Origin of the sequence: Acinetobacter tibetensis (assembly GCF_023824315.1) — a bacterium.
Classification (GTDB): domain Bacteria; phylum Pseudomonadota; class Gammaproteobacteria; order Pseudomonadales; family Moraxellaceae; genus Acinetobacter; species Acinetobacter tibetensis.
The window spans coordinates 836,220-859,934 of the sequence record NZ_CP098732.1 but is presented as its reverse complement, the minus strand read 5'-3'; the positions used below and the strand labels follow the sequence as shown (position 1 = coordinate 859,934).

Here is a 23,715-nt window from a genome sequence, read left to right as displayed (position 1 = left end):
AAGGAGAGGTGAAGCTTAAAGGTTTTTATTTACTCACAAGCTCAAGAGATTTCTTTACTTGATACTTTATTCCAAGCTTCAAGCGTATGCTCTTTAGAACGTTTAAAAGTTTCAGTGAGTTGATCTTTATGCTTGACAGAAATCTGACTCACATCATCTTTTAACTCTTTACCAAATTTGCTCAAATCATCAATCACAGCATTAACTTCAGTTTTCACAAAATCTTTAAGCTCAGTCAAATCTTTCTGAGACAGATTTAATTGTGATTTCAAACTGTCGATACGCTGCAATACATCTTCTTTCAACTGACGAATTTGATCTTGCACACTGGCATTAAGCTGTTTCGCTTCTGCCTCAATCTTTTCTTTACTTTCAACTACGGCTTCAGTGACCTGCTCTGTTGCTTCTTTCGCCACTTGCTCAAGCTTTTCAGTGCTTTCTGCAACGACTTCTTTCAACGCTGGCTTTGATTTGGTCACTTTTTCTTGTTCAGTCATGATTTTATTCCTGTTGTTATATACACAGCGACAGCTTAACGTGATTTGATAAAATTTAGATTCTGATTTGTCAGACAATTATTTGTTGTTACATTTTTCTTTTAAAAACTTAAAACTGCTTTCTCTACAAAATAAAAACCCTTTATCTTGTTAATTCCGTCTTATTGGCATGGACTTTATGGGTAAAGTTGCGTATAGTGCCATGTTAAGTTCAAGCGAGCAGACATAGGGAGGGTAGGTTTTTAGATAGCCTTCCTTTTTTTTCGTCTACTCGCTTTTTTACAGCCTAAATTTCAGGAGCTTTGGTTTGAGCACCCCAGCAATTTTAGCCCTTGCCGATGGTACGATCTTTAAAGGAACGTCTATTGGTGCATCGGGTAGTACGACTGGTGAAGTCGTTTTCAACACTGCCATGACTGGCTATCAAGAAATTTTGACTGACCCGAGTTATGCACAACAACTTGTGACTTTAACTTACCCTCATATCGGTAACACAGGTTGTAATGATGAAGACGCTGAGTCAGGTCGAATTCATAAAGTATGGGCCAACGGATTGATCATTCGTGACCTGCCTTTATTGCATAGCAACTTCCGATCAACGCAATCTTTAGGCGAATACTTAAAAGAACATAATGTTGTCGCAATTGCAGATATTGATACGCGTAAATTAACCCGTATTTTGCGTGACAAAGGTGCGCAAAATGGTTGCATCCTTGCTGGTGAAAATATTACTGAAGAGCAAGCTTTAGAAAAAGCACGTGCCTTCGGTGGTTTAAATGGTTTAGACCTAGCTAAAGAATGCTGTGACCCAACTGGTTTCGAATGGACAGAAGGTTCTTGGGTATTAGGCAAAGGCTTCACACAACCTGAACTTAAATTCCATGTTGTTGCATACGACTACGGTGTCAAAACCAACATCTTACGTATGCTTGCAGACCGCGGTTGTAAACTCACTGTCGTGCCTGCACAAACTCCTGCTGCTGACGTGCTTGCATTGAATCCAGATGGCGTGTTCTTATCGAACGGCCCTGGCGATCCAGCTGCATGTGACTACGCAATTGAAGCTGTAAAAACAATTGTAGAAGACGCTCGCAACCTACCTGTCTTTGGTATTTGCTTGGGTCACCAAATTCTTGCACTTGCCTCAGGTGCAAAAACGGTGAAAATGCCTCACGGCCACCATGGTGCCAACCACCCTGTTCAAAACATGGAAACTGGCATAGTGATGATTACTTCGCAAAACCACGGCTTCGCAGTGGATGCAGAAACACTTCCAGCAAACTTGAAAGCTACGCACAAGTCTTTGTTCGATCAAACTCTTCAAGGGATTCATCGTACAGACAAACCAGCGTTCAGCTTCCAAGGTCACCCTGAAGCAAGCCCTGGTCCGCATGACTGCGCACCATTGTTCGATCATTTCATCGAACTTATCGAAGCATCTAAGAAGTAATTAAGGAAGCGATCATGGCTAAACGTACAGACATTAAAAGTATCTTAATTATTGGTGCAGGTCCGATTGTCATCGGACAGGCATGTGAGTTTGACTACTCAGGTGCACAAGCGTGTAAAGCTCTTCGTGAAGAAGGCTACCGTGTTATTTTGGTGAACTCTAACCCAGCAACCATTATGACCGACCCTGCTATGGCAGACGCAACTTATATCGAGCCAATCACGTGGCAGACTGTTGCACAAATCATTGAAAAAGAGCGTCCAGATGCTGTCCTTCCAACAATGGGTGGTCAAACAGCACTGAACTGTGCGCTTGCACTTGATGCCAACGGTATTTTAGAAAAATACAATGTTGAATTGATCGGTGCGAGTAAAGAAGCGATTGAAAAAGCTGAAGACCGCAAACTGTTTGATGAAGCAATGCGTAAAATTGGTCTTGAATGTCCAAAAGCTGCGATTGCTGAGAACATGGAAGAAGCGTTAGAAATCCAAGCGCGCTTCGGCTTCCCTGTGATTATCCGTCCATCATTCACCATGGGTGGTTCAGGTGGCGGTATCGCTTATAACAAAGAAGAATTCCTTGAAATCTGTGAACGCGGTTTCGATCTTTCTCCAACTAAACAATTATTGATTGATGAATCTTTAATTGGTTGGAAAGAATACGAAATGGAAGTTGTTCGTGACAAAAACGATAACTGTATTATCGTTTGTGCGATCGAAAACTTTGACCCAATGGGCGTGCACACAGGTGACTCTATCACTGTTGCTCCTGCGCAAACATTGACAGACAAAGAATACCAATTGATGCGTAATGCATCTTTAGCAGTTCTTCGCGAAATTGGTGTTGAAACAGGTGGTTCTAACGTTCAGTTCGGTATTTGCCCAAATACTGGCCGTATGGTGATCATCGAGATGAACCCGCGTGTATCGCGTTCATCTGCACTTGCATCGAAAGCAACAGGTTTCCCGATTGCAAAAATTGCAGCGAAACTGGCTGTCGGTTATACCCTTGATGAATTGAAAAATGACATAACGGGCGGAACGACTCCTGCTTCGTTCGAACCTGCGATTGACTACGTGGTAACAAAAATTCCACGTTTCAACTTCGAAAAATTCCCACAAGCAGACGCAACGCTCACCACGCAAATGAAATCTGTGGGTGAAGTGATGGCGATTGGTCGTAACTTCCAAGAGTCTGTAAACAAAGCGCTTCGTGGTCTTGAAGTGGGTGCATGTGGTTTTGATGAAAAAATCGCAGTAGGTACTGAAGGCGCGAAAGAAAAGATCTTGGTTGAACTTAAAGTTCCGGGTCCAGAGCGTATTTGGTATGTGGCTGATGCATTCCGTCATGGTTTCACGTTAGAAGATGTGTTCCAAGCGACAAAAATCGATAAATGGTTCTTGATCCAAATCGAAGACATCATCAAAACTGAAAATGAAATCAAAACTTTAGGTTTTGGTGATCTAAACGCAGACAACATCCGTTCGTTCAAACGTAAAGGTTTATCTGACCTTCGCATCGCGAACTTGATGGGTATTTCACAAAAACAATTCCGTAAGCACCGTTGGAACTTGGGCGTGACTCCAGTTTACAAACGTGTGGATACTTGTGCAGCAGAATTCGAATCTGACACTGCATACATGTATTCAACTTACGATGAAGAGTGTGAATCAAACCCATCTGATAAAGATAAAATCATGGTGATCGGTGGTGGTCCTAACCGTATTGGTCAAGGTATCGAATTCGATTACTGCTGTGTACACGCGGCGCTTGCAATGCGTGAAGATGGCTACGAAACCATCATGGTGAACTGTAACCCTGAAACTGTTTCAACGGATTACGACACTTCTGATCGTTTGTACTTCGAACCAATCACTTTGGAAGATGTACTTGAAATCGTACGTACTGAAAAGCCAAAAGGCATTATCGTTCAGTACGGTGGTCAAACGCCGCTTAAATTGGCTCGTGCTTTAGAAGAAGCGGGTGCGCCAATTATCGGTACATCACCAGATGCGATTGACCGCGCAGAAGACCGTGAACGTTTCCAACAAATGATTCAACGTCTTCAACTTCGTCAACCCAACAACAGCATCGTAAAATCTGCTGAAGAAGGTATGGCTGAAGCATCTAAAGTAGGCTATCCACTTGTGGTACGTCCTTCTTATGTACTCGGTGGTCGTGCGATGGAAATCGTATACAACGACGAAGAGCTTAAACGCTACTTACGTGATGCGGTTCAAGCATCAAATGAAGCGCCTGTTCTTCTTGACCGTTTCTTAGATGATGCGATTGAAGTTGACGTAGACTGTGTATCTGACGGTAAAGACGTTGTGATTGGCGGTATTATGCAGCACATTGAACAAGCAGGGATTCACTCAGGTGACTCAGCATGTTCGATTCCTCCATACTCGCTCTCAGTTGAAATCCAAGACGAAATGCGTCGTCAAACTGTTGCTATGGCGAAAGAGCTTGGCGTTGTTGGTTTGATGAACGTACAGTTTGCTGTAAAAGGCGAAGACGTTTACATCCTAGAAGTGAATCCACGTGCGTCTCGTACTGTGCCATTCGTTTCTAAATGTATCGGTGAGTCTTTAGCAAAAGTCGCTGCACGTTGTATGGCGGGTCAATCTTTAGAATCTCAAGGATTCACTAAAGAAATCATCCCGACTCACTTCTCTGTAAAAGAAGCGGTGTTCCCATTCAACAAATTCCCGGGTGTTGACCCTATTCTTGGCCCTGAGATGAAATCTACAGGCGAAGTAATGGGCGTAGGTAAAACATTTGGTGAAGCATTCTATAAAGCTGTGTTAGGCTCGAATGAACGCGTACCGGGTCTTCCTACAGAAGGCGAAGTGAAGCATGCATTTATCTCTGTGCGTGATTCAGACAAGCCTCGTGCTGTTGGTATTGCGAAGCAACTGGTAGGCTTTGGTTTCAAAGTACTTGCGACTGGCGGTACTTATGAGTTCATTAAAGCTGCGGGTATTGAGTGTGAACGTGTAAATAAAGTCACTGAAGGCCGTCCTAATATCGTGGACCGCTTGAAAAATGGCGAAGTTCACCTCATTATCAATACAACTGAAGGCAAACAAGCTCAACAAGATTCGTTCTCGATTCGTCGTTCAGCGCTTCAAGCGAAAGTGTATAACACGACGACCTTGAACGGTGCTGATGCTGTATGCCAAGCTTTTGCGATTCAATTGCCAATGGATGTATACCGTTTGCAAGATTTACAAACTGTAGGTTAATTCGTTTACCGAGAAGTCCCGTCACCTCTCGGTGGCGGGCTTTTTTCATTTATAAACCTATATTTTTTTACACTCACAGACTTGAGGGACAACAATGCAACGTTATCCTATGACTCCCCAAGGCAAATTAGCCTTAGAGAAAGAATTACATCAATTAAAAAGTATTGAACGTCCACGTATTATTGCGGCAATTGCTGAAGCACGTGAGCACGGGGATTTGAAAGAAAATGCGGAATACCATGCTGCGCGTGAGCAACAAGGCTTCTGTGAAGGTCGTGTTCAAGACATCGAAGGTAAATTGGGTGCGGCTCAAGTGATCGATGTAAAAGAACTTGAACAGAACGGTCGTGTGGTTTTTGGGGTGACAGTCACTATCGAAAACTTAGATACCGAAGAACAAAAGACCTATATGATCGTGGGCGATGACGAAGCTGATTTTAAAATCAATAAAATTTCAGTGAACTCTCCTATCGCACGTGGCCTTTTGGGCAAAAGCGAAGGCGACGAAGCAAAAATTCAAACGCCAAATGGCGAAGTTGAATACGAAATTGTTAGCGTTGAATATCTCTAATTTTATTTAATTAGCGATTCAAGCCCCTCTGCTGAGGGGCTTTTTTGTACAAAACCTTTTAAGATAAATATAAACATATATTCAAAACGACTACTCAAATAATGGACAATAGAATCATCCAAGCTTTCTACTACGCAATTGGTGGCATTTTCCTTGGAATAATGCTTGCATTCACATGGTCAATGTATATTAACAGCAGTACTAGCTCAGTGATGATCATCCTGATGACGACCATAATTTCCGCTATTGCCGGTTTTCTTTTTCCCAATTCTATCCAACATGGGTTTAGGTTATTTTGGAATCTCTTTCGTTAGCACAGCATGGTCATCTGGATATACAACAAACAATCACATCAAAATGACCCAATAGGGAAACGCCATATGATCCGCTATAATACACATCCTCATGCTTTGTGATGTCTTTTATGTCTGAACCTTTGATTAACTCCCCTGTCAAACATTGGTGTGAATTTGAATTCATCTCAAAGACCGTGAAGAATCCGAATATTCACATTAAAGGTAATTATTCATATTATTCAGCCTATTGGGATCAGGGTTTTGAGCGTTGTGTTGTACGCTATTTACATGACAAGCCATCAACTCCTGAAAAACCGATTGACCAACTTTATATCGGCAACTTCGTCTGTTTTGGCGCAGAATGTGTGATTATGATGGGTGGGAATCAGCTACATCGTACCGACTGGATTTCAGCTTTTCCCTTTGATACACGTAGTTTTGTCCCTGCTGGAAATACTATTATTGGCGATGGTTGCTGGATTGGCTCTCGTGCCATGATTATGCAAGGGGTCACACTGGGTGAAGGTGCTGTGGTTGCGACGGGTGCTGTAGTCACCAAAGATGTACCACCTTATGCGGTTGTAGGTGGTGTACCTGCAAAAATTATTAAATACCGCTTTCCAGAAGATGATATTCAAAAACTGCTTGCCCTTAAACTTTATGACTTAGATGAAAAGCAGTTTTTAAAGATGCGTGAGCAGTTACAGACGGATGATGTAGAAATACTAAAGGCTTATATAAATCTTACTTAATGTTTTATACCTGACTCTATATATTGAAACCATTTAAGATCAAACTGGTTTGATTGACACAAAGAATTTATTGAATAACTTTGAAGTAATGACAATATTTTTTGATCAATTTTCTGTGTAAATATAGAGCTACTGATGAATGACTCACGATCTCCAATATTTTGTTTAACTAAGTTTATAAAGTTAACAATAGATGATGTTACACCGAATGAATTACTCCACACATTCAGCATAATATTTGATCTTTGTTCTCTATCAGTTTCATACCACACATCTCCAAAAGCACTATTATTTTTACGAATTATAAAATCTGTATAATTATGGATGGCTAAAAAAATATCTTTAAATAAATCTTCAGAGTTTTTGAAAAATAAAGCTGCTAGAACTAGAGAGTCCTTCTTATCATCTCCTGTTACTAATAATGAAAACCTATGGATTAAATTTATAATTTCTCTTTTGGAATATCCAGTGGCTTGATTATATGCTCTGCACTCATGATAAAAATTATTACTTTCTAACAACTCATATTTATAGCCAAGCACATTCACGAATAAATGTTTAATCACCTCTGCATAAAAGTCAGGTTCATTTAATGTGCTTTTGAGTCTAATTGTGAAATCCACAAATTTATCTAAATATTCTTCACCTGACTCTTCATCATAACCATAGTTATGACAAACAACCTTTGAAAATTGAGTCTTATCCATTACCAAAACAAAAACAATTTTAGGAATATCAAAGAAATGCTTAATTTTTTCAATCAAACGAATTGCAAAATCAGGACGGCAACGATCCAATTCATCAATAATAAAAACTAATGGTTTTTCTAACTTATCAGCTAATTGATTTAACTCCCTTTTGAAATCTTGAATCAACTCTTTCTCTAAGTGATGATTTTCAATTTTCTTTTCTATATGTTCTTTTAATTTACCAGTAATTTCATCACTGACTGAGTCATAAATATCTTTACCATCTTTATAAACTTCTTGAATTGCCTCACCTGCACCACCAAGACCAATCCAATGCAAGCCAGCTTTTGCTGCGATTACAGGAAGTATTGCGGCTAAAGAAATTAAGACAGATGCCGTTTTCTCATTAAAACTATTCACATCTGCATCATCAATATTGTCTGAATTTTTAAATGTTTGGCTAATTTCAGCAGCGATAGTTAAAAATGGATCATCCAAATAATCATTTGCAAATGCATCTAAATAAATCACATGATGATTTTCATCTTCTAAGTGCTTTTGCCAGTTTCGAACAAACCAAGTTTTCCCTTCACCCCAACGGGCATCTAAAGTGAGTACAGCTCCACACTGCAAACGATCAACATAGCTCGTCAGTTGAATACCTAGACGCTTACGATCCCAAAGGTCACCCTCCCAAGCAGTTTCAATATTGTCTAAATTTGTTCTGTTCCAGTTTAATTGGGTTTGATCAGTCATGTATTGTTTGTTATTAATAAGTTAGCAACATCATACTATGCCTTACAAACCTGACCAAGTTTCACTCATTTAAGCCTATTTCTAATAAAAATATGCTTTAACTTAGCTGTTTCATTTTTATCACAATTTTTACCCGACTTTAGTACAACAACGCATACTTTTTAGACAAAAAACATGCTAAGTTAAGTTATGGAATCGACGGTTTATAAAGCCTTATCCTTATGAAAATACTAGGTTTTATAAAATCAAAATTAGCGTTAGTATAAAAGTATAAACAATAGTTTTGAGTCGCAACTCTCAGATAAAACAGTTTTAGAAAAGATTGTAATGAAAACAAGGAGTAATACAGATGGCTTATCAAAATATTTTAGTTCCAGTTGACGGTTCAGAAACCTCTTTTGCAGCAGTGAAGCAAGCAGCAGAACTTGCCAAAGTCTTTGGCAGTAAAATTACGGTTGTGCAAGTACTTGCTTTAGACCCTTACATTGCAGCCGAATATATTACTGCGGCACAGACTAACGATCTGATTGAACGTGCTCGTACATCAATTGAAGGTACACTTGAAGATGCCAAAGCTAAATTTGGTGCTGAAGGCTTAACTGTTGAAACTCGTTTACTTGAAGGGCAAATGATCCATCAGGAAATTCTTAATGCTGCCAAAGAAACCAATGCCGATTTAATTGTGATTGGCTCACATGGTCGTACAGGGCTAAAAAAATTCTTCTTAGGTAGTGTTGCACAAAAAATTCTGGGCGACACAAGTGTACCTGTATTGGTGGTTCGTCAATAATTTGATTAATCAACTTGGTCTTACATTCATACTCAGCATTGGGTGTAAGACCCTTCAACCAACTTTACAAATTTCTCCATTCCACTGATAGAGCTTTAAATTTATCTTCCCCGCAATCACAACAATATTCTCTGCTTGTAATTTTACAATTTGAAGATTATCCCCCTGATCGTCCAATTTACTTAGGCTAATTTTACCTTGCGAATTAATCACACGATGCCAAGGCAAATGCTGATCTTCAACTTGTTGCAGTACACGCCCAACTAAACGGGCATGTTTGGGCAAACCCGCCATCTTGGCAATTTGCCCATAGGTTGCAACTTTTCCATAAGGAATTAAAGCAACCACTTGCAGAATTAACAGTGCTAATTCTTGGGAAGATGTTTTAGCAATAGGCATTTGGAGTTTATTCCTAGGCTGAAGATCAATTAGAAGTTACCTGGGCTCTCCAGTCGTTTCACTTCTTGGACTTTTTCTGGATTATGCACCGCTGCAACCCCATCATCTGCTTTTACATCGACAAAGGCATCGGGGTTATAAATGGTGATGGTTTCATTGCCAGTCGCATCTTCCCCGACGATATACTGAAAACCTTTACGGTTCATCTTATGGCACAAACGCTGATACCAACCTTTAAAGCCTTCTGTTTCTTCATTAGGGTTGTAATAAAAGGCATTCATCACGGCAGGTAGCCCTAATCCACAGACCAATCCCGATAAAAGTACGCTAATAAAGGTGTATCCAATCAGAATACTGCTGTATTCACTCAATTGTGGAATATTGGCAACAGCAAGAATTAAAGCCAGTGAAATTCCACCTCGTACCCCACCCCAAGAAAGAATCGCTAAACTCCCGTTATAACTTTTGTGTCGGAAACTTGGGAAAAAGGCAAAGGCAAGATAATTCGCTGCAAAACGTGATGCATGCAAAATAATAAAGGCAATAATACCGCCCAAAATCAGACTCACGCTTAAATCTAGAATAAAGAGTTCTAAACCAATTAAGGTAAATAAGAAGGAGTTAATAATTCCCTCAACGGTATGCCAAAAGTGATTGACCTCCCGAATCTCACGTTCTTGTAGAATTTCTTTCCAACGATTTCCGACAATTAAGCCACCAAATACACAGGCAATTGGTGCGGAAGCATGTGCAAACAGTGCAACCAAGTAAGATCCGCATGCCAGTAAAGCGGTAGTTAAAATAAGGGATTCCATTTCATGTTTGCCACGAAGCAATCTCAAAATGGCTAGACCAAAACCCCAACCAATAATAATTGCGACGACAATTTCATACAGTAAGGTTTGTAGTGTACCAATAAAACTAAAATGCTCACCTTGCAAGACATTGAGTAAGGTCATGAATAAGGCAATACACATTGCATCATTAAATAAGGATTCGCCTTCCAACTTAACAATTAAATGATGCGGCGCACGAACCGAACTTAATACCCCTTTAATCCCAATCGGATCTGTCGCACCTAAAGCCGCGCCCAAAAGCAATAACACCAACAGATCGACATGCTTCCCAACCAAAAATTGATAACCATAGAGTACGACACCAAAAAAAACAGCACATAACACCAATGCGATACTGGCTAAAATACTGATTGGCTTCCAATAACTGCGTAAATCGGACACTTTGAATTTCAAGGCTGAGGAGGTCAAAATAAAACAAATCACCCCATTAATCAGAAAGTCATAAAAGTCGATGTGACGTACAGCATTTTCGATATTATGAATATTGATGGTAATAAACTGATTACCGTTGAGTAAACTAGCTCCCCACTGCAAAATAAAGACAAAAATTGCAGAAACGATAGGAACGCCTATGGCCTGTGGAAAACCTAAAATTCGCTTGTTAAAAATCGTGGTCGCAATTGATAAGGCAAAAATAACGGTGAAAATTTGAAGAAATAAAAAATTACCCATGCGAGTTCCGATGCTAACCAAGGGGTGAAATCAAGCGAATGAACTCAATGTTTTATAAACTAAATATTGAATTAAACACTGTTTTTTACATTTTTAGTGTACCGCCTTTTAAAGCTAGCCTCCTAGTTTCGTTAATTTTTTTAACATAAAACTTGTGCAAAATTAAACAAAGCGTTTAGATTGAATCCCTATTCAAATGACTCCCACTATTTTGCGCTTTAAACTTTTAGGATATTGACTCATTTATGCACCAGACCATTAAAACCGTATTTCGCCTGTGTTTCGCAACCAGTATTTTTTTAATTACCTTGGCATTGGTCTGGACATGTATTGTCAAAACATTAGAAATTAAAAATGCCTCTCAGGCTTTGGCTCAAGCTCAGCAGTTTGAGCTGAAATCTAGCACAGCTAAACCGTTAGTCTTGGTCACCAACAATCAAAAACCTGACGAATCCGTTTTTATTTTAGTCGCCAACCAAGGCTTTATTGCCAAAATAAGCTGTGAGCATTATGCCCAAGACCTGTGTATCGATGCTGAAAATCAAACTCATCGACGTCAAATTGACTCGCTTGGTTTGAAACAAATTGGACAGCAGCATTACATTCAACATATTCAATTTCATGACAGCCAAACTCAGAAAGTCAGCCGCTTTAATTATAGCGATGCGCAAATCCAAAATTTCTTCCAACAAGACATTCAGCAATTAAAGTATGTGGTCTTCGGGATTGCCATCTTTGCGCTGATTGCGTTGTATGTCAGCTACCGTATTCTACGTAACTTTAAGCAATTTCTACGTAAATAGCCCATAGCTCCATATTCAAAGACAGCCATCTTTTTTTAATCATGATGATGGCTGTCTTACTTCGCTTCAGCCCTATGACTGAGCCATTACTTTTTCTGGAGATAAACTAAAGATTGCCAACATCGCGATACTAATAAAGCACAACATTAAAGTCGCCATATTCATTAAGTCTGTCCAGACCAAGAAATTCAGAATCACCCCTCCCAGCAAGCCACAAGCAAATTGCATGCTGCCCATTACTGCACTTGCGGTTCCTGCACGAGCACCTTGTTCTGACATCGCCAATGCCATGGCATTCGGCCCTGTAAAACCAATCCCTGAAACCGCCAAGAACATACCCGCATACACCAGTCCAATCGGCGCATGTTGCAACAGACCTGCAAGCACTAACACTAAGGCACCTGCAAGCTGAATAAATCCGCCAATTTTCAGACGGGTAAAGACAGAAAGATGTTTACCCATTTTTTTGTTTAGGGTCGATAACAACATAATACCAAAAGCATTGGAACCAAAAGCAATCGCAAAATGTTGCTGATTCAGACCATAGCCATTCATGAGGATAGCTGCGGATGAACTGATATAACAAAACAGCACACCACCCGAGAAACAGCCTGCAAGCATTGGGACACGGAAGCTACGATCTTGAAAAATAGCCGCATACAACTGAAAAACTTGGGTTAAATTTAAACGTAGACGACGTTCAGGCGCTAAGGTTTCCTGAAAGAAGAAATGAATACATAACCAGCAAGCCACACCAATCATCATCAGAAAAACAAAAATGGCATGCCAATTAAAATAACTGAGTACCAATGCTCCCAGTGTGGGTGCCAAAATTGGTGCAACCCCCATCACAATCATCATACTGGCAAAAGCCTGCGCAGAGGCATTCATATCTAAACGGTCTCGAATCGCGGCTCGTGCAATCACCACCCCTACACATCCCCCAAGTGCTTGTAATACTCTGGCAGCTATGAGTGCCCATTCATTACTTACAAGCACACACAATAAACTGGCAACCACATATAGAGTTAAGCCAAAGTACAGTGGTTTCTTCCGCCCAATCCGATCACTCAAAGGTCCATAAATTAACTGCCCTATGGCAAGCCCCAGAAAATAAGCAGGTAAAGTATTTGCCACCATTTGGGTACTGACCCCAAAGTCTTTTGCCATCTGTGGTAAAGCAGGTAAATACATATCAATGGAAAGTGGACCTAAAGCAGTTAATAGGGCCAATAACATGATCCAAGAAGTCGAATATGTTTTTTTTACGGGAGATTGCAGAGTATTCATATTTAATTTTAACTACGAAGAAACAAGACAAGCTTACACTCTCCATAGTATTATTTCTTGATCAAAAAAGTGAAATTAAATCCTGACTCAAACCTACTTTTCACATAAAGGTTTGATGTACATCTCTTGAAGGAAACCACTTGAACACTTGGCTTACTCGTCTGAAGCAAACCACTTATAACACCTCTTTTATGTATAACGTGCGCATGATTATTGCGTTCTCAGGGACTGCTTTTGTTCCCTATTTTTTAGACTATCAACTGGCAACCATCCCCCTCACCTTAGGTGTTGTTGCCGCGGGTCTCAGTGACATTGATGACCGCTTCTCGGTGCGTCTTTTAAATTTGGTTTATACCTATATCGGTTTTTTTGTTACAGCAACCTCTATTTATTTTCTTTTCCCACATCCTGTTTTGTTCGCCATCGGGCTGATCATCTCTTGTATTGGTTTTATTTTATTGGGCTCTTTGGGGCGCCGCTATGCCACCATTTCTTATGGTTGTTTGGTCATTTCCGTATATTCCATGTTGGGCGTACATTTATTTGAAGAATGGTATATGCAACCCTCGCTATTGGTTGCAGGCGCCGCATGGTATGGCTTAATTTCAACCATCAGCTTCTTGTTATTCCCCGTGCGTCAGGTGCAAGACAAATTATCCGAATGCTATTCCTCACTGGGCAATTTCCTGTTTGCAAAATCCAATCTTTTTGATGTCGATATGACTCCACAAAGCTACCAGCAAAGCATGATTGATTTGTCACTGGAAAATGGCAAATTGGTGGGCATTTTTAACGAAATGAAAACAGCCCTGCTCACTCGCTTAAAAGGTGACCGTGGTCAACGCGATACTCGGCGTAGTTTACAATATTATTTTGTCGCACAAGATATCCATGAACGTGCAGATTCCGCCCACATTGACTATCAAATTCTGACCAAAGTTTTTGAACACAGCGATATCCTGTTTCGCTTTCAACGCATCTTGTCTATTCAAGGTAAAGCCTGTAAAGATTTAAGTGAAAGCATTTTATTGCGGAAAAACTATAAACATAACAAGCGCTTTAAACATGCTTTTCAAAATCTAAAGGTATCTTTAGAAAAATTACGCGACGATAACCATTACGATCCGATTTGGATCAATGCCCTGTTTTCTCTATACCAAAACCTGAAGTCCATTGATGCGCAACTGCGTAACTTGGAAACTGAACAAAATATTGTTTTTGATAAAAGCAAACATATTGAAAACCAACTGAAGGATGATGACCTTAAAGGTTGGGATGATATTGTCATTCGAATCAAACAGCATCTTACACCTGAATCCGTCTTATTTCGCCATGCCATTCGACTCTCCATTGTGCTGTTGGTCAGCTATATTTTTGTACAAGTCACCCAAATTCAATATGGATACTGGATTATCTTAACTGCCCTATTTGTTTGCCAACCCAACTTTAATGCCACCAAACGGCGACTCCGCCTACGCATCGTCGGCACACTCATCGGGATTATCATTGGTGAAGCGGTGCTGTACTTTATTCCTTCAATTGAAGGTCAGTTACTGCTGCTAGTTTTGAGTGGCGTGTTGTTTTTTGAATTACGCAGTAAACAATATGCGCAAGCGACTGCCTTTATCACTATTTTGGCCTTAATTAATTTTAATTTAGATGGTTTAGGATTTTCGGCAGCCGTACCACGAATGATTGATACCTTGATTGGTTGCGCCCTTGCATGGCTAGGAGTGACCTTTATTTTTCCAGATTGGAAATTCCGTCGTCTGCCGCATAGTATTCAACGTAGCTTACAGGCTCAATGTAACTATTTAAATGAAGTGATTCAACAATATAAACAAGGTCGAAATAATGGTTTGAATTATCGTGTGGTCCGACGTGCCGCACACAATACAGATGCTGATGTAGCATCCCTTATTTCAACCCTTGCGACCGAACCCGACTTTGACCCTACGCAAAAAAGTCAGGCCTTTGAGTTTCTTTGTCTGAATCATACCTTCTTGAGTTATATCGCTGCACTTGGCGCACATCGTGCCCAAATCACAGATCCTGAAATTCTAAATTTGCTGAATCAAGCACAGGAGGATATTCAAGGGGCATTACTTAAAGATGAAATGCCTGATTTAACGACGCAAAATATGCTGCAAACCATTCGACAACGCCTGACGCAAGATAAAAAAGAAGATCAATTGTCTTTGATTATTTTGCAGCAATTATCTTTAATGTTCAGCATCTTACAGCAATTGAGTCACCTCAAACAAAACTTGAGCAACGAACGTGACGATCAGGCGACCGAGTTTGCATCTTTATAAAAGATATTAAATTCTACACATTACAAATAGGCTTGCGGGGCATTTAAAAAATTGCTGTTAAAAAAGCAGCAATTTCCCCGCAATACAATGCATTTATAACGTATCAACCATGACTATTTAATGCTAAACTTTCTCCAGTTTTAAATTTGCTCTTTTCACTATGACCGCAAAAAATTTATACGCTTACACGCTACAACCTGTGAACTACGAAATCTCTGAAGCTGAGCAACGTCATGCTCAGATGGTGATTTGGCGTAGTACCAATAAAATTAGCACCAAAGCATGGATGATTATGGGTGCCATCGTAGCTCTTGCGATTGTGGGCATCATCTTATTAAAAAACTACTCAACCATTTTCTGCTGGGTGGCAATTGTTGGGGTGGCTTTATACCTTGCAATTCGTATTTATGGCTTAGAATGGTATGTTAAACGCAAAATGAATGAATTTCCTGCACAGGAAATCAAAGGCGTAAAATTGGGCGTACAACCTCACGGTCTCGTGATGCGCCAACAAATGGGCATGCAAGAAGGTGTTGGTGCAATTGGCTGGAAAGACATTTACGAATGGTATAACACACCAGAATTTATGTTGCTGAACTTTAAAGTGAAAGGTCAACAAGGTGCCTATATTTTACCTAAGCGTATGGACTCGCGTAATTTCTCTTTCGAAACCATTCGCAAACATCTAAATGAATCTGTAGGCGAAGCGAAGAAAATCTAAGCAGCCGAATACAAAAAAAGCCTTCTGAAATATGAAGGCTTTTTTACGAAACAAATTAAAAATGATAATGAGAATAAATATTATCCTCAAAATCCACATTATCTTCTAAATCTTAAGTTATAATTTCGTCAATTTTTTCACACTTCCAACACTTGACCATCATGTTGAAAAAAATATTTTTCCAAATTCATTGGTTTATGGGGATTACCGCTGGATTAATACTGTCCATCATGGGCGTAACTGGCGCTATTTATTCTTATGATCAACAAATCCTTAAATGGATCAATACGGATAGCTATGTTGTGCAGGCTGAAAATCGAGACAAGCTGACACCAGCTGAACTCTATTTACATTTTCAGCACGTCGATTCCAATATCCAAATTAACAGCATCACAATTGCGAAAGACCCTACTGCTTCAAGCACGGTCAATATTGTCAAAGAAGGCGCTCGACGCGGCTATAACATGATGGTCAACCCCTACTCTGCTGAAGTTCTACCAGAAATAAAGGGACAAGGTTTTTTCCAGTTTGTGCAGCAATTGCATCGTAATCTGACTGTTGGACCTGTAGGTAAACAAATTACGGCCGCTTGTACACTCATGCTGATTTTCTTCGTCTTGAGTGGATTATATTTACGCTGGCCCAAAAAACACTCTATTAAACAATGGTTATTTGTTAAGCCTAAACTTAAAGGTCGTAATTTTCTGTGGGATTTACATGCCGTTGTTGGTACATGGGTGGTGATATTTTATTTACTGATGGCATGTACAGGACTCTACTGGTCTTATGATTGGTGGCGTAGTGGCATGTTTAAAGTTATGGGTGTTGAACAACCGAAACCAGAAATGCAAGGCGGTAAACCTAAAGAGCAAGGTCCACGTGGAGCATCAGGTGAACAACGTGGTGATGCCTCACAAGGTCGTTCTCATAATACCAATATACAAAATCGAGGCCACGCTGAGCTGAGTCCAGCACAGATGCAAACGGTACTTTCACAAACTTGGACAGGTGTTCAAGCTAAACTGGGACATGACTATTCCACACTCACCTTGAATCTGCCTAAAAAAGCAGATGGTCAAGTTGAACTAGGTTTTGTCGATCCAGCTCCACAACATGAACGAGCACGAAATAAAGCCGTCTATAACTATCAAACTGCGACCATACAAAATATTGAATTATATGCAGACAAAAAGCTCAATGAGAAAATCATGAGTAGTATGCTGCCCGTACACCGTGGTAGCTTCTTTGGTCCTGTGTATCACTTCTTTGCCATGCTTGCCGCACTTGCAATGCCATTGTTCTTTGTCACAGGATGGATGCTCTATCTTAAACGTCGCAAGCAGAAGAAATTAACTCAAGCAGCTCGCTTAAGCCATCACGGCATTACTGTAGATCCAAATGCAAAACCTTGGCTCATTGCTTATGCATCACAAACAGGTGTGGCTGAACAACTGGCTTGGCGTACAGCCACCAGTTTACAAGAAGCTCGCCAGCCTGTAACGGTCAAAACCGTGCAACAACTGACTCTAGAAGATCTGCAATCTGCTCAACAAATCTTGTTTGTTGCAAGTACCTACGGTACGGGCGATGCACCTGATCTTGCTTCAGGTTTTGCCAAGAAAATACTGAATAGTCAAATAGATTTAAGCCATGTGCATTTTGCAGTATTGGCCTTAGGGTCTAAAGAATATCCAGACAGTTATTGTAGCTTCGGACATGCCATTGCGGCTTGGCTCAAACAAAACCAAGCACACGCACTGTTCGACACCATAGAAGTCGATAATGCCAACCATGAAGATATACAGCGTTGGAATAACGCACTTGCGAAAAGCAGCAAGCTTGATTTACAAGCCATGCACATCGATAAAACATTTGATCGCTGGACATTAACCCAACGTGATTTATTAAACCCTAATAGTCTGGGTGCACCGGCATTTAATATCGAACTCCAAGCCCAGCATGAGGCACATTGGCAAGCGGGCGATATTGCAGAAATTCAACCCGGCAATAGTGCGAAGCGTATTGCTGAATTTATGGCGAAACATCAAATTGCACCCCAAACTCAGGTGGAATCCTTAGCCGTTTCAATTGAGCAGGCGTTATGGGACAAACAACTAAATACCGATGTTGAACCTTTTGCCAACATGGAACATTTGCTTGAGCAACTACACACTTTGGCTTCGCGTGAATATTCGATTGCCAGCATTCCATCACAGCAAACACTACGTTTAGTGGTACGTCAGCAAAGTGATCGTACTGGTGAGCTTGGCTTAGGCTCGGGTTGGTTAACTGCACACACTGAAATCGGTCAAGAGATTGCACTACGTATTCGTAATAATGAGTCATTCCACCTCATTGATGATAATCGCCCAATCATTTGTATTGGTAATGGGACAGGTATTGCAGGACTGATGAGTCTATTACATGCGCGTGTCCGTGCAGATTACACCCAAAACTGGCTGATCTTTGGTGAACGGCAACGAGAACATGACTTTTTCTATCAAACTACGATTGAAGCGTGGCAAAGCACAGGTATGTTAGAACGTCTGGATTTAGCCTTCTCACGTGATCAAGCTGAAAAGATCTATGTACACCATGTTCTGCGTAATCAAGCAGCAGAGCTGATCTCTTGGTTCAATCGTGGTGCTGTCATTTATGTCTGTGGTAGCATTCAGGGAATGGCCCAAGATGTCGATCAAGCCCTCATTGATATTCTAGGTGAAAGTACTGTAGAACAACTTCGTCAAGAAGGTCGCTATCGTCGCGATGTGTACTAAAAAAGCAGTAGCATAAAACAAAAAACCGAGCTTAAATAGGCTCGGTTTTTTATTGATCAATTCAATATCATAAGCAGCAATGCCTTAAACTCAGTTACCATTCATCTTAAATATATAAATCCAATCTATACCTATGCAATCAACACTATTAAAAAGACTATTGGCAGTACTTATTGGAACTACACTCTTTATGGATGGGGCTTACTTAATCAGTCTCAATAAAATTCATTTAGGTACTATACTGCCGTTGTTGATTGGATTAGGACTACTGATCTTTGCAATTTTCTACCCTAAAATTCAAATTTCTATTCATAAAACACCATTGAGAAATATCCTCTGGCGTGTGGGCTGCTTAGGTTTTCTACTTTGGAGCACGAGTGTAGTTTGCTTTTTTCTCTATTTACATCTAGCAACTCAAAACAATACTCAGCAAGCCCCTGTGAAAGCCATTATCGTTTTGGGGAGTGGCATAGAAAATGGGAAACCTTCCGCCACCTTAGCACAACGCTTAGATCAGGCTGCTGCACTGGCAGAACAACAACCCAACGTTCCCCTCATTATGACGGGCGGTTTGGATTTTAGAGAGAAATACACTGAAGCAGAAATTATGTCTAAGTATGTGCAGAAAAAATTCTCTATATCCCCTACCCGTATTTGGCTTGAAGACAAAAGTACCAGTACTGATTTAAATCTAAAAAATAGTCAACCAATTCTTGCTCAGCTCAATATTCAATTGAATGAACCCATTGCCATCGTTACTAGTGATTTTCATACCCTAAGAGCTGCCGCGATTGCCCGTAAACAAGGCTATCGTCATATCATTACGGTAGCCGCCCCTACACCTCTGATTAACCGTTATAATTCATGGCTCAGAGAATATTTTGCTTATGGTAGTGGCTGGCTCTTCAATGAATTTTAAGGATTAATTCAGACGAATATGACGAGGTAAAGGAAGCTTCATGTCCTGAAATAACTCAGGTTTTTGCATGTACACTTGGTATAAATAGTTTTTTAAATCTAATAATAGTTTTTCTGGTGCAACCAAGATATTTTGCCCCTCAGGCGTTAAGTCCAAAGAAATAGTGGTATGTTCCTTTCTTAGATAGGGGATCAGTTTTTCTACCAAATCTTTGAGGCTGATCTCTTTCAATTGATAATCTGCCCAATTGTCCCTAATAAACAATTTAGCTAAATTTTTATTTTGCCAGATTGCAAATGCACGTTGCCCTGTCGGGGTTGCGCATAATGCCCAACCATCCTGATATAAAGCACTCACAGATCCTTGAGCAACCATATTTTCAATAAATTGCCGATAGATATTCTGCGCACTCGGGCTAGAATTATGACTTTTAGATGCAGCTTTACGCTGATAAGGGTTTCTCATATCAATGATATATATTGAATTATTATTGAATAATAAATTCTATATAAAAGACTGAGTTTAAACAATATGAAGGAGATATATGGTGGGCGCTGACGGGATCGAACCGCCGACATTCTGCTTGTAAGGCAGACGCTCTACCAACTGAGCTAAGCGCCCTGAAGAATAAAAATAGAGATCTATTTTTATCATATCTAGATAAAGGAGCTTTATCTGGATTAAACATCTTATTCAGGGTAATAAGATATTAAAATGGCGCAGCGGACGGGGCTCGAACCCGCGACCCTCGGCGTGACAGGCCGATATTCTAACCAACTGAACTACCGCTGCAACACGGAATTCTTAAAACCAAAATCCATAATCTGTCAAAATTATGGTGGGCGCTGACGGGATCGAACCGCCGACATTCTGCTTGTAAGGCAGACGCTCTACCAACTGAGCTAAGCGCCCTAAGGCATTAAAAATAGCATCACTATTTTTATGATGCAAGATAAACAACAAAGCTTATCTTTTAAAACACAGCTTGTCAGACTGTAAAACTTCTTTGAAATGGCGCAGCGGACGGGGCTCGAACCCGCGACCCTCGGCGTGACAGGCCGATATTCTAACCAACTGAACTACCGCTGCATCGCAAAGATTATGGTGGGCGCTGACGGGATCGAACCGCCGACATTCTGCTTGTAAGGCAGACGCTCTACCAACTGAGCTAAGCGCCCTCAAAAGCTATTTTGTGTAAATGGCGCAGCGGACGGGGCTCGAACCCGCGACCCTCGGCGTGACAGGCCGATATTCTAACCAACTGAACTACCGCTGCACTTACACAATATCGCATTTGTGGTACAAACAATTATTAAACTCATCAAGTGGCGCAGCGGACGGGGCTCGAACCCGCGACCCCCGGCGTGACAGGCCGGTATTCTAACCAACTGAACTACCGCTGCACTGAGAGTTTAACGTAAAGGCTTGGTGGGCGCTGACGGGATCGAACCGCCGACATTCTGCTTGTAAGGCAGACGCTCTACCAACTGAGCTAAGCGCCCTTAACGTCTTCATCGTTTGTGTGGTGCATTATAGAGAATCCTGACCCAGTGTCAAACGCTTTTCTCACTGTTTTCATAATTTTATGTTTGAGTGATTAAAAAATAAGTGTTTTGCTATAAAAACAAGCAAACCCTGCAAGTTATTTAGAAAATATGCTTGTTTTTCACACACGACCATCTCTTTATTTTCAAGCATTTTGAACGTATAGACAAAAATACTGGTGTTTTAACTTAAATTTAAAGTTTGTTCAGAAATATAGACCAATGCATTTTCAGGAATCAGTTCAAATAGCTCAATCACATCTTGATTGCGCATGCGGATACAGCCATGCGACATTGGAATACCCATTGGTTCGGTATCTGGTGTACCGTGAATATAAATATAACGATTGAAGGTATCGCATCCCTCACCTTGATTAAACTGTGGCTCTAAACCAGCAAGCCATAAAATACGTGACAAGATCCAGTCACGTTCTGGAAATTCTGTGGCAAGCGCCTGATCATAAACCTCCCCTGTTTCTTTACGTGCGATAAAGACTGCATTGATTGGTGCAAACTCACCAAACTTTAATGCCACTTGATGCCATCCTCTTGGCGTCTTGCCGCTATTTTCTTGTTCACCAATCCCATTTTTACCCGATGAAATCACATAAAATTTATTATGCTTTGGCAGTTGCAAAGTTTGCTCTGCCAAATCTATTAAAATATCTGCTTGTTGTAATGAATATTGCATTGAACTGTCCTAAAAAACGTGCAACTTGTTATGAGCATCATCTATCGTGCTTCACGCGAAACTGGTTCTGGACGCAACCACAACCAAATCGCTACAATCAACATGGTTAAGTCAGTAAAGACTTTGACTGCAAATGGGGCGGTTGTGAATAGCATCAACGCACCACTAAACAACATCATGATCGATGCAATCCATTTGGCTTTGCGTGGCACAGTGCCATTTTCACGCCAAGCACGTAATGTTGCGCCATGTTTGGGATGATTCAATAACCAATCATCCACTTGCGGCCAACCTTTTGAGGCTGCCCAAGCAGCTAAAATTAAAAATACTGTTGTTGGCATACCTGGTAGTACAGCACCAATAAAGCCAAGGATGACAAAAAGCACCACTAAACTTCGCCAAAACAATATATTCATCTTCAAGCCCTAATCCAGAATTGCGCTAGTATAAAATGTTTTTACACTTTATCCTTTTTAAATTCTGTACATTATTCTGCCATTTCGGTTTTCACTATGTTTTTGACCTTACAACAAGACCATCTTTTTGAACCATGGCTGTATTTTAAAAATCCACTGGTGCGGCAATTGGCTTTTAGCCTTGCCAGTCCCAATATTCTGAGCGCTTATCCAGATCAATTTAATATCCAACAATCATTTCAATTGCATACTGCACTTATTTGGACACAATATTTTCATCTTTACCAAACACGACTACAGTATTTAGATCAGCATCCGAGCGAATTAGAAGATTTTTTAAATCAATTAAAAAGCACTCGACTCGGATTACGCTTTGAAATGTTCATTTGGTTTTGGTTACGTGATCATAATTATCACCCTTATGAGCTTTTAGGGCATAGCATCCAACAAATTGCAGGCCCAAAAACTTTAGGCGAATTAGATTTTTTACTTAAGAATACGCAGACCAATCAAATTGAACATTGGGAAGTGGCATTAAAATATTATTTGGCAGAATGTGATTTTTCTTTTCCGCATTGGTATGGGCTCAATCGAACAGATACATTAAAACGTAAATTAAACCATTTTACCCAAAAGCAGTTTCAATTTGATCAAGCACTTAATTACGTAATACAACAACGCTTCGTTATCCTAAAAGGTCAACTGTATATTCCTTTACATGCAACGACACAGCAAATACCACATTGGGTGAATCAGCACCGTAGAATAGGCTTGTGGGGCTATGATGTGATTCCTCACGCTGCATCACCTTATCGTTTACAGCGACATGAATGGCTCTGCCCTCACGCATCTGCAACCAGCATAACACCACGGCTCTGGACTGATGGTTTGTATTGTTATTTGGATAAAGATGGGGAACAAAATTTTTATATGTATCGCAACCGCCCTCTGCTACAGCATTACGTTCAGCAGTAAAATGACGCCATATACATTCTTTAACTTTTTTATAATGAAATCATGGTACTGTTTATGCTGAATGTTTTTTAATCTATATGTGCTCAAGATAATAATTCATGTTTTGGAGAACACTATGAAAAAAGCAATTGCGATCTCATTACTACTCACTTTTTTTCTGGCAGGTTGTAATACCGTCGCAGGTGTAGGTAAAGACGTTTCCAAAGTTGGGGATGTCGTTACAGATAGTGCGGAAAAAAGTGCAGACAAATTATAATCCCCCCAAAGAACATCAAGACCTTATCAAA

The 23,715-nt window shown here is 40.3% G+C and carries 20 protein-coding genes and 8 tRNA genes; 12 read left to right on the top strand and 16 right to left on the bottom strand.

What is annotated here, in order from left to right; all coding sequences use genetic code 11:
- Positions 1-41: 41 nt before the first annotated feature.
- A complete protein-coding gene (locus tag M5E07_RS04080; RefSeq protein ID WP_252222237.1) occupies positions 42-497 on the bottom strand; it encodes a hypothetical protein in 456 nt (151 codons plus the stop codon).
- 307 nt (positions 498-804) lie between these two features.
- Between M5E07_RS04080 and carA the strand changes: the two genes are divergently transcribed.
- The 4 genes from carA (at position 805) to M5E07_RS04060 (ending at position 6,814) form a co-directional block, all read left to right on the top strand.
- A complete protein-coding gene (gene carA, locus M5E07_RS04075) occupies positions 805-1,947 on the top strand; it encodes a glutamine-hydrolyzing carbamoyl-phosphate synthase small subunit (protein WP_116760350.1) in 1,143 nt (380 codons plus the stop codon).
- A 14-nt stretch (positions 1,948-1,961) separates the two neighbouring features.
- Positions 1,962-5,195 (top strand): carbamoyl-phosphate synthase large subunit, encoded by a 3,234-nt coding sequence (carB, locus tag M5E07_RS04070; RefSeq protein ID WP_252222234.1) that lies wholly within the window; start codon positions 1,962-1,964, stop codon positions 5,193-5,195.
- Between the two features lie 94 nt (positions 5,196-5,289).
- Positions 5,290-5,766 (top strand): transcription elongation factor GreA, encoded by a 477-nt coding sequence (greA, locus tag M5E07_RS04065; protein WP_116760346.1) that lies wholly within the window; start codon positions 5,290-5,292, stop codon positions 5,764-5,766.
- Between the two features lie 424 nt (positions 5,767-6,190).
- Entirely contained in the window at positions 6,191-6,814 is a 624-nt protein-coding gene (locus M5E07_RS04060; RefSeq protein WP_252222217.1) for a CatB-related O-acetyltransferase, read from the top strand.
- On the opposite strand, the gene M5E07_RS04055 is transcribed toward M5E07_RS04060, so the two are convergent.
- The gene (locus M5E07_RS04055; RefSeq protein WP_252222214.1) at positions 6,811-8,259 is read right to left on the bottom strand and encodes a KAP family P-loop NTPase fold protein; all 1,449 of its coding nucleotides are present in this window, start codon (positions 8,257-8,259) and stop codon (positions 6,811-6,813) included. The genes M5E07_RS04060 and M5E07_RS04055 overlap by 4 nt on opposite strands.
- A gap of 349 nt (positions 8,260-8,608) precedes the next feature.
- Between M5E07_RS04055 and M5E07_RS04050 the strand changes: the two genes are divergently transcribed.
- A complete protein-coding gene (locus M5E07_RS04050) occupies positions 8,609-9,049 on the top strand; it encodes a universal stress protein (RefSeq protein WP_116760338.1) in 441 nt (146 codons plus the stop codon).
- 54 nt (positions 9,050-9,103) lie between these two features.
- Here M5E07_RS04050 and M5E07_RS04045 read toward each other — a convergent pair whose 3' ends face one another.
- Both M5E07_RS04045 and M5E07_RS04040 read right to left on the bottom strand, forming a co-directional pair.
- The gene (locus M5E07_RS04045; protein WP_252222211.1) at positions 9,104-9,448 is read right to left on the bottom strand and encodes an MGMT family protein; all 345 of its coding nucleotides are present in this window, start codon (positions 9,446-9,448) and stop codon (positions 9,104-9,106) included.
- Positions 9,449-9,477: 29 nt separating this feature from the next.
- Positions 9,478-10,977: a cation:proton antiporter gene (locus M5E07_RS04040; protein WP_252222208.1), complete on the bottom strand. Its 1,500-nt coding sequence runs from the start codon at positions 10,975-10,977 to the stop codon at positions 9,478-9,480.
- Between the two features lie 245 nt (positions 10,978-11,222).
- Here M5E07_RS04040 and M5E07_RS04035 point away from each other — a divergent pair, with 245 nt between their 5' ends.
- Positions 11,223-11,780 carry a hypothetical protein gene (locus M5E07_RS04035; RefSeq protein ID WP_252222203.1) on the top strand — a complete coding sequence of 186 codons (558 nt, stop codon included), beginning with the start codon at positions 11,223-11,225 and terminating at the stop codon, positions 11,778-11,780.
- A gap of 72 nt (positions 11,781-11,852) precedes the next feature.
- Here the strand turns inward: M5E07_RS04035 and M5E07_RS04030 are convergent, their stop codons facing one another.
- Positions 11,853-13,070 carry a multidrug effflux MFS transporter gene (locus M5E07_RS04030; RefSeq protein ID WP_252222198.1) on the bottom strand — a complete coding sequence of 406 codons (1,218 nt, stop codon included), beginning with the start codon at positions 13,068-13,070 and terminating at the stop codon, positions 11,853-11,855.
- Between the two features lie 140 nt (positions 13,071-13,210).
- Here M5E07_RS04030 and yccS point away from each other — a divergent pair, with 140 nt between their 5' ends.
- The 4 genes from yccS (at position 13,211) to M5E07_RS04010 (ending at position 19,802) form a co-directional block, all read left to right on the top strand.
- Positions 13,211-15,385: a YccS family putative transporter gene (yccS, locus tag M5E07_RS04025; RefSeq protein WP_116760328.1), complete on the top strand. Its 2,175-nt coding sequence runs from the start codon at positions 13,211-13,213 to the stop codon at positions 15,383-15,385.
- Positions 15,386-15,545: 160 nt separating this feature from the next.
- On the top strand, positions 15,546-16,106 hold the full coding sequence (locus M5E07_RS04020; protein WP_116760326.1) for a 6TM ABC transporter family protein: 561 nt from the start codon (positions 15,546-15,548) through the stop codon (positions 16,104-16,106).
- A gap of 161 nt (positions 16,107-16,267) precedes the next feature.
- Positions 16,268-18,883, top strand: coding sequence for a PepSY domain-containing protein (locus tag M5E07_RS04015; RefSeq protein WP_252222195.1), 2,616 nt, complete (start codon positions 16,268-16,270; stop codon positions 18,881-18,883).
- A 133-nt stretch (positions 18,884-19,016) separates the two neighbouring features.
- Positions 19,017-19,802 (top strand): YdcF family protein, encoded by a 786-nt coding sequence (locus M5E07_RS04010; protein WP_252222192.1) that lies wholly within the window; start codon positions 19,017-19,019, stop codon positions 19,800-19,802.
- A gap of 3 nt (positions 19,803-19,805) precedes the next feature.
- Here the strand turns inward: M5E07_RS04010 and M5E07_RS04005 are convergent, their stop codons facing one another.
- The 11 genes from M5E07_RS04005 to M5E07_RS03955 all read right to left on the bottom strand — a co-directional run bounded on the left by M5E07_RS04005 (position 19,806) and on the right by M5E07_RS03955 (position 22,453).
- Positions 19,806-20,267: a DUF2750 domain-containing protein gene (locus M5E07_RS04005; RefSeq protein WP_252222189.1), complete on the bottom strand. Its 462-nt coding sequence runs from the start codon at positions 20,265-20,267 to the stop codon at positions 19,806-19,808.
- Between the two features lie 80 nt (positions 20,268-20,347).
- Positions 20,348-20,423 (bottom strand) — tRNA-Val (locus M5E07_RS04000).
- A 94-nt stretch (positions 20,424-20,517) separates the two neighbouring features.
- A tRNA-Asp gene (locus tag M5E07_RS03995) sits at positions 20,518-20,594 on the bottom strand.
- A 44-nt stretch (positions 20,595-20,638) separates the two neighbouring features.
- Positions 20,639-20,714, bottom strand: a tRNA-Val gene (locus M5E07_RS03990).
- Between the two features lie 100 nt (positions 20,715-20,814).
- A tRNA-Asp gene (locus M5E07_RS03985) sits at positions 20,815-20,891 on the bottom strand.
- A gap of 13 nt (positions 20,892-20,904) precedes the next feature.
- Positions 20,905-20,980, bottom strand: a tRNA-Val gene (locus M5E07_RS03980).
- Positions 20,981-21,001: 21 nt separating this feature from the next.
- Positions 21,002-21,078: transfer RNA gene (locus M5E07_RS03975), tRNA-Asp, on the bottom strand.
- A gap of 50 nt (positions 21,079-21,128) precedes the next feature.
- Positions 21,129-21,205: transfer RNA gene (locus tag M5E07_RS03970), tRNA-Asp, on the bottom strand.
- Between the two features lie 23 nt (positions 21,206-21,228).
- Positions 21,229-21,304, bottom strand: a tRNA-Val gene (locus M5E07_RS03965).
- 226 nt (positions 21,305-21,530) lie between these two features.
- Positions 21,531-22,037: a cell wall-recycling L,D-carboxypeptidase ElsL gene (elsL, locus tag M5E07_RS03960; RefSeq protein ID WP_252222186.1), complete on the bottom strand. Its 507-nt coding sequence runs from the start codon at positions 22,035-22,037 to the stop codon at positions 21,531-21,533.
- Between the two features lie 41 nt (positions 22,038-22,078).
- Positions 22,079-22,453 (bottom strand): YbaN family protein, encoded by a 375-nt coding sequence (locus M5E07_RS03955; protein ID WP_116760314.1) that lies wholly within the window; start codon positions 22,451-22,453, stop codon positions 22,079-22,081.
- Positions 22,454-22,549: 96 nt separating this feature from the next.
- Between M5E07_RS03955 and M5E07_RS03950 the strand changes: the two genes are divergently transcribed.
- Positions 22,550-23,428, top strand: coding sequence for a DUF1853 family protein (locus M5E07_RS03950; protein WP_252222182.1), 879 nt, complete (start codon positions 22,550-22,552; stop codon positions 23,426-23,428).
- Positions 23,429-23,543: 115 nt separating this feature from the next.
- Complete coding sequence (locus tag M5E07_RS03945; RefSeq protein WP_016167063.1) at positions 23,544-23,684, top strand: entericidin A/B family lipoprotein; 141 nt, start codon at positions 23,544-23,546, stop codon at positions 23,682-23,684.
- Positions 23,685-23,715: the final 31 nt, after the last annotated feature.

What these genes read in the sequence shown, in the direction of transcription:
- M5E07_RS04080 (WP_252222237.1), bottom strand. Translation starts at nt 497, where the DNA reads ATGACTGAACAAGAAAAAGTGACCAAATCAAAGCCAGCGTTGAAAGAA.
- carB (WP_252222234.1), top strand. Translation starts at nt 1,962, where the DNA reads ATGGCTAAACGTACAGACATTAAAAGTATCTTAATTATTGGTGCAGGT.
- greA (WP_116760346.1), top strand. Translation starts at nt 5,290, where the DNA reads ATGCAACGTTATCCTATGACTCCCCAAGGCAAATTAGCCTTAGAGAAA.
- M5E07_RS04060 (WP_252222217.1), top strand. Translation starts at nt 6,191, where the DNA reads ATGTCTGAACCTTTGATTAACTCCCCTGTCAAACATTGGTGTGAATTT.
- M5E07_RS04055 (WP_252222214.1), bottom strand. Translation starts at nt 8,259, where the DNA reads ATGACTGATCAAACCCAATTAAACTGGAACAGAACAAATTTAGACAAT.
- M5E07_RS04050 (WP_116760338.1), top strand. Translation starts at nt 8,609, where the DNA reads ATGGCTTATCAAAATATTTTAGTTCCAGTTGACGGTTCAGAAACCTCT.
- M5E07_RS04045 (WP_252222211.1), bottom strand. Translation starts at nt 9,448, where the DNA reads ATGCCTATTGCTAAAACATCTTCCCAAGAATTAGCACTGTTAATTCTG.
- M5E07_RS04040 (WP_252222208.1), bottom strand. Translation starts at nt 10,977, where the DNA reads ATGGGTAATTTTTTATTTCTTCAAATTTTCACCGTTATTTTTGCCTTA.
- M5E07_RS04035 (WP_252222203.1), top strand. Translation starts at nt 11,223, where the DNA reads ATGCACCAGACCATTAAAACCGTATTTCGCCTGTGTTTCGCAACCAGT.
- M5E07_RS04030 (WP_252222198.1), bottom strand. Translation starts at nt 13,070, where the DNA reads ATGAATACTCTGCAATCTCCCGTAAAAAAAACATATTCGACTTCTTGG.
- M5E07_RS04020 (WP_116760326.1), top strand. Translation starts at nt 15,546, where the DNA reads ATGACCGCAAAAAATTTATACGCTTACACGCTACAACCTGTGAACTAC.
- M5E07_RS04015 (WP_252222195.1), top strand. Translation starts at nt 16,268, where the DNA reads ATGTTGAAAAAAATATTTTTCCAAATTCATTGGTTTATGGGGATTACC.
- M5E07_RS04010 (WP_252222192.1), top strand. Translation starts at nt 19,017, where the DNA reads ATGCAATCAACACTATTAAAAAGACTATTGGCAGTACTTATTGGAACT.
- M5E07_RS04005 (WP_252222189.1), bottom strand. Translation starts at nt 20,267, where the DNA reads ATGAGAAACCCTTATCAGCGTAAAGCTGCATCTAAAAGTCATAATTCT.
- elsL (WP_252222186.1), bottom strand. Translation starts at nt 22,037, where the DNA reads ATGCAATATTCATTACAACAAGCAGATATTTTAATAGATTTGGCAGAG.
- M5E07_RS03955 (WP_116760314.1), bottom strand. Translation starts at nt 22,453, where the DNA reads ATGAATATATTGTTTTGGCGAAGTTTAGTGGTGCTTTTTGTCATCCTT.
- M5E07_RS03950 (WP_252222182.1), top strand. Translation starts at nt 22,550, where the DNA reads ATGTTTTTGACCTTACAACAAGACCATCTTTTTGAACCATGGCTGTAT.
- M5E07_RS03945 (WP_016167063.1), top strand. Translation starts at nt 23,544, where the DNA reads ATGAAAAAAGCAATTGCGATCTCATTACTACTCACTTTTTTTCTGGCA.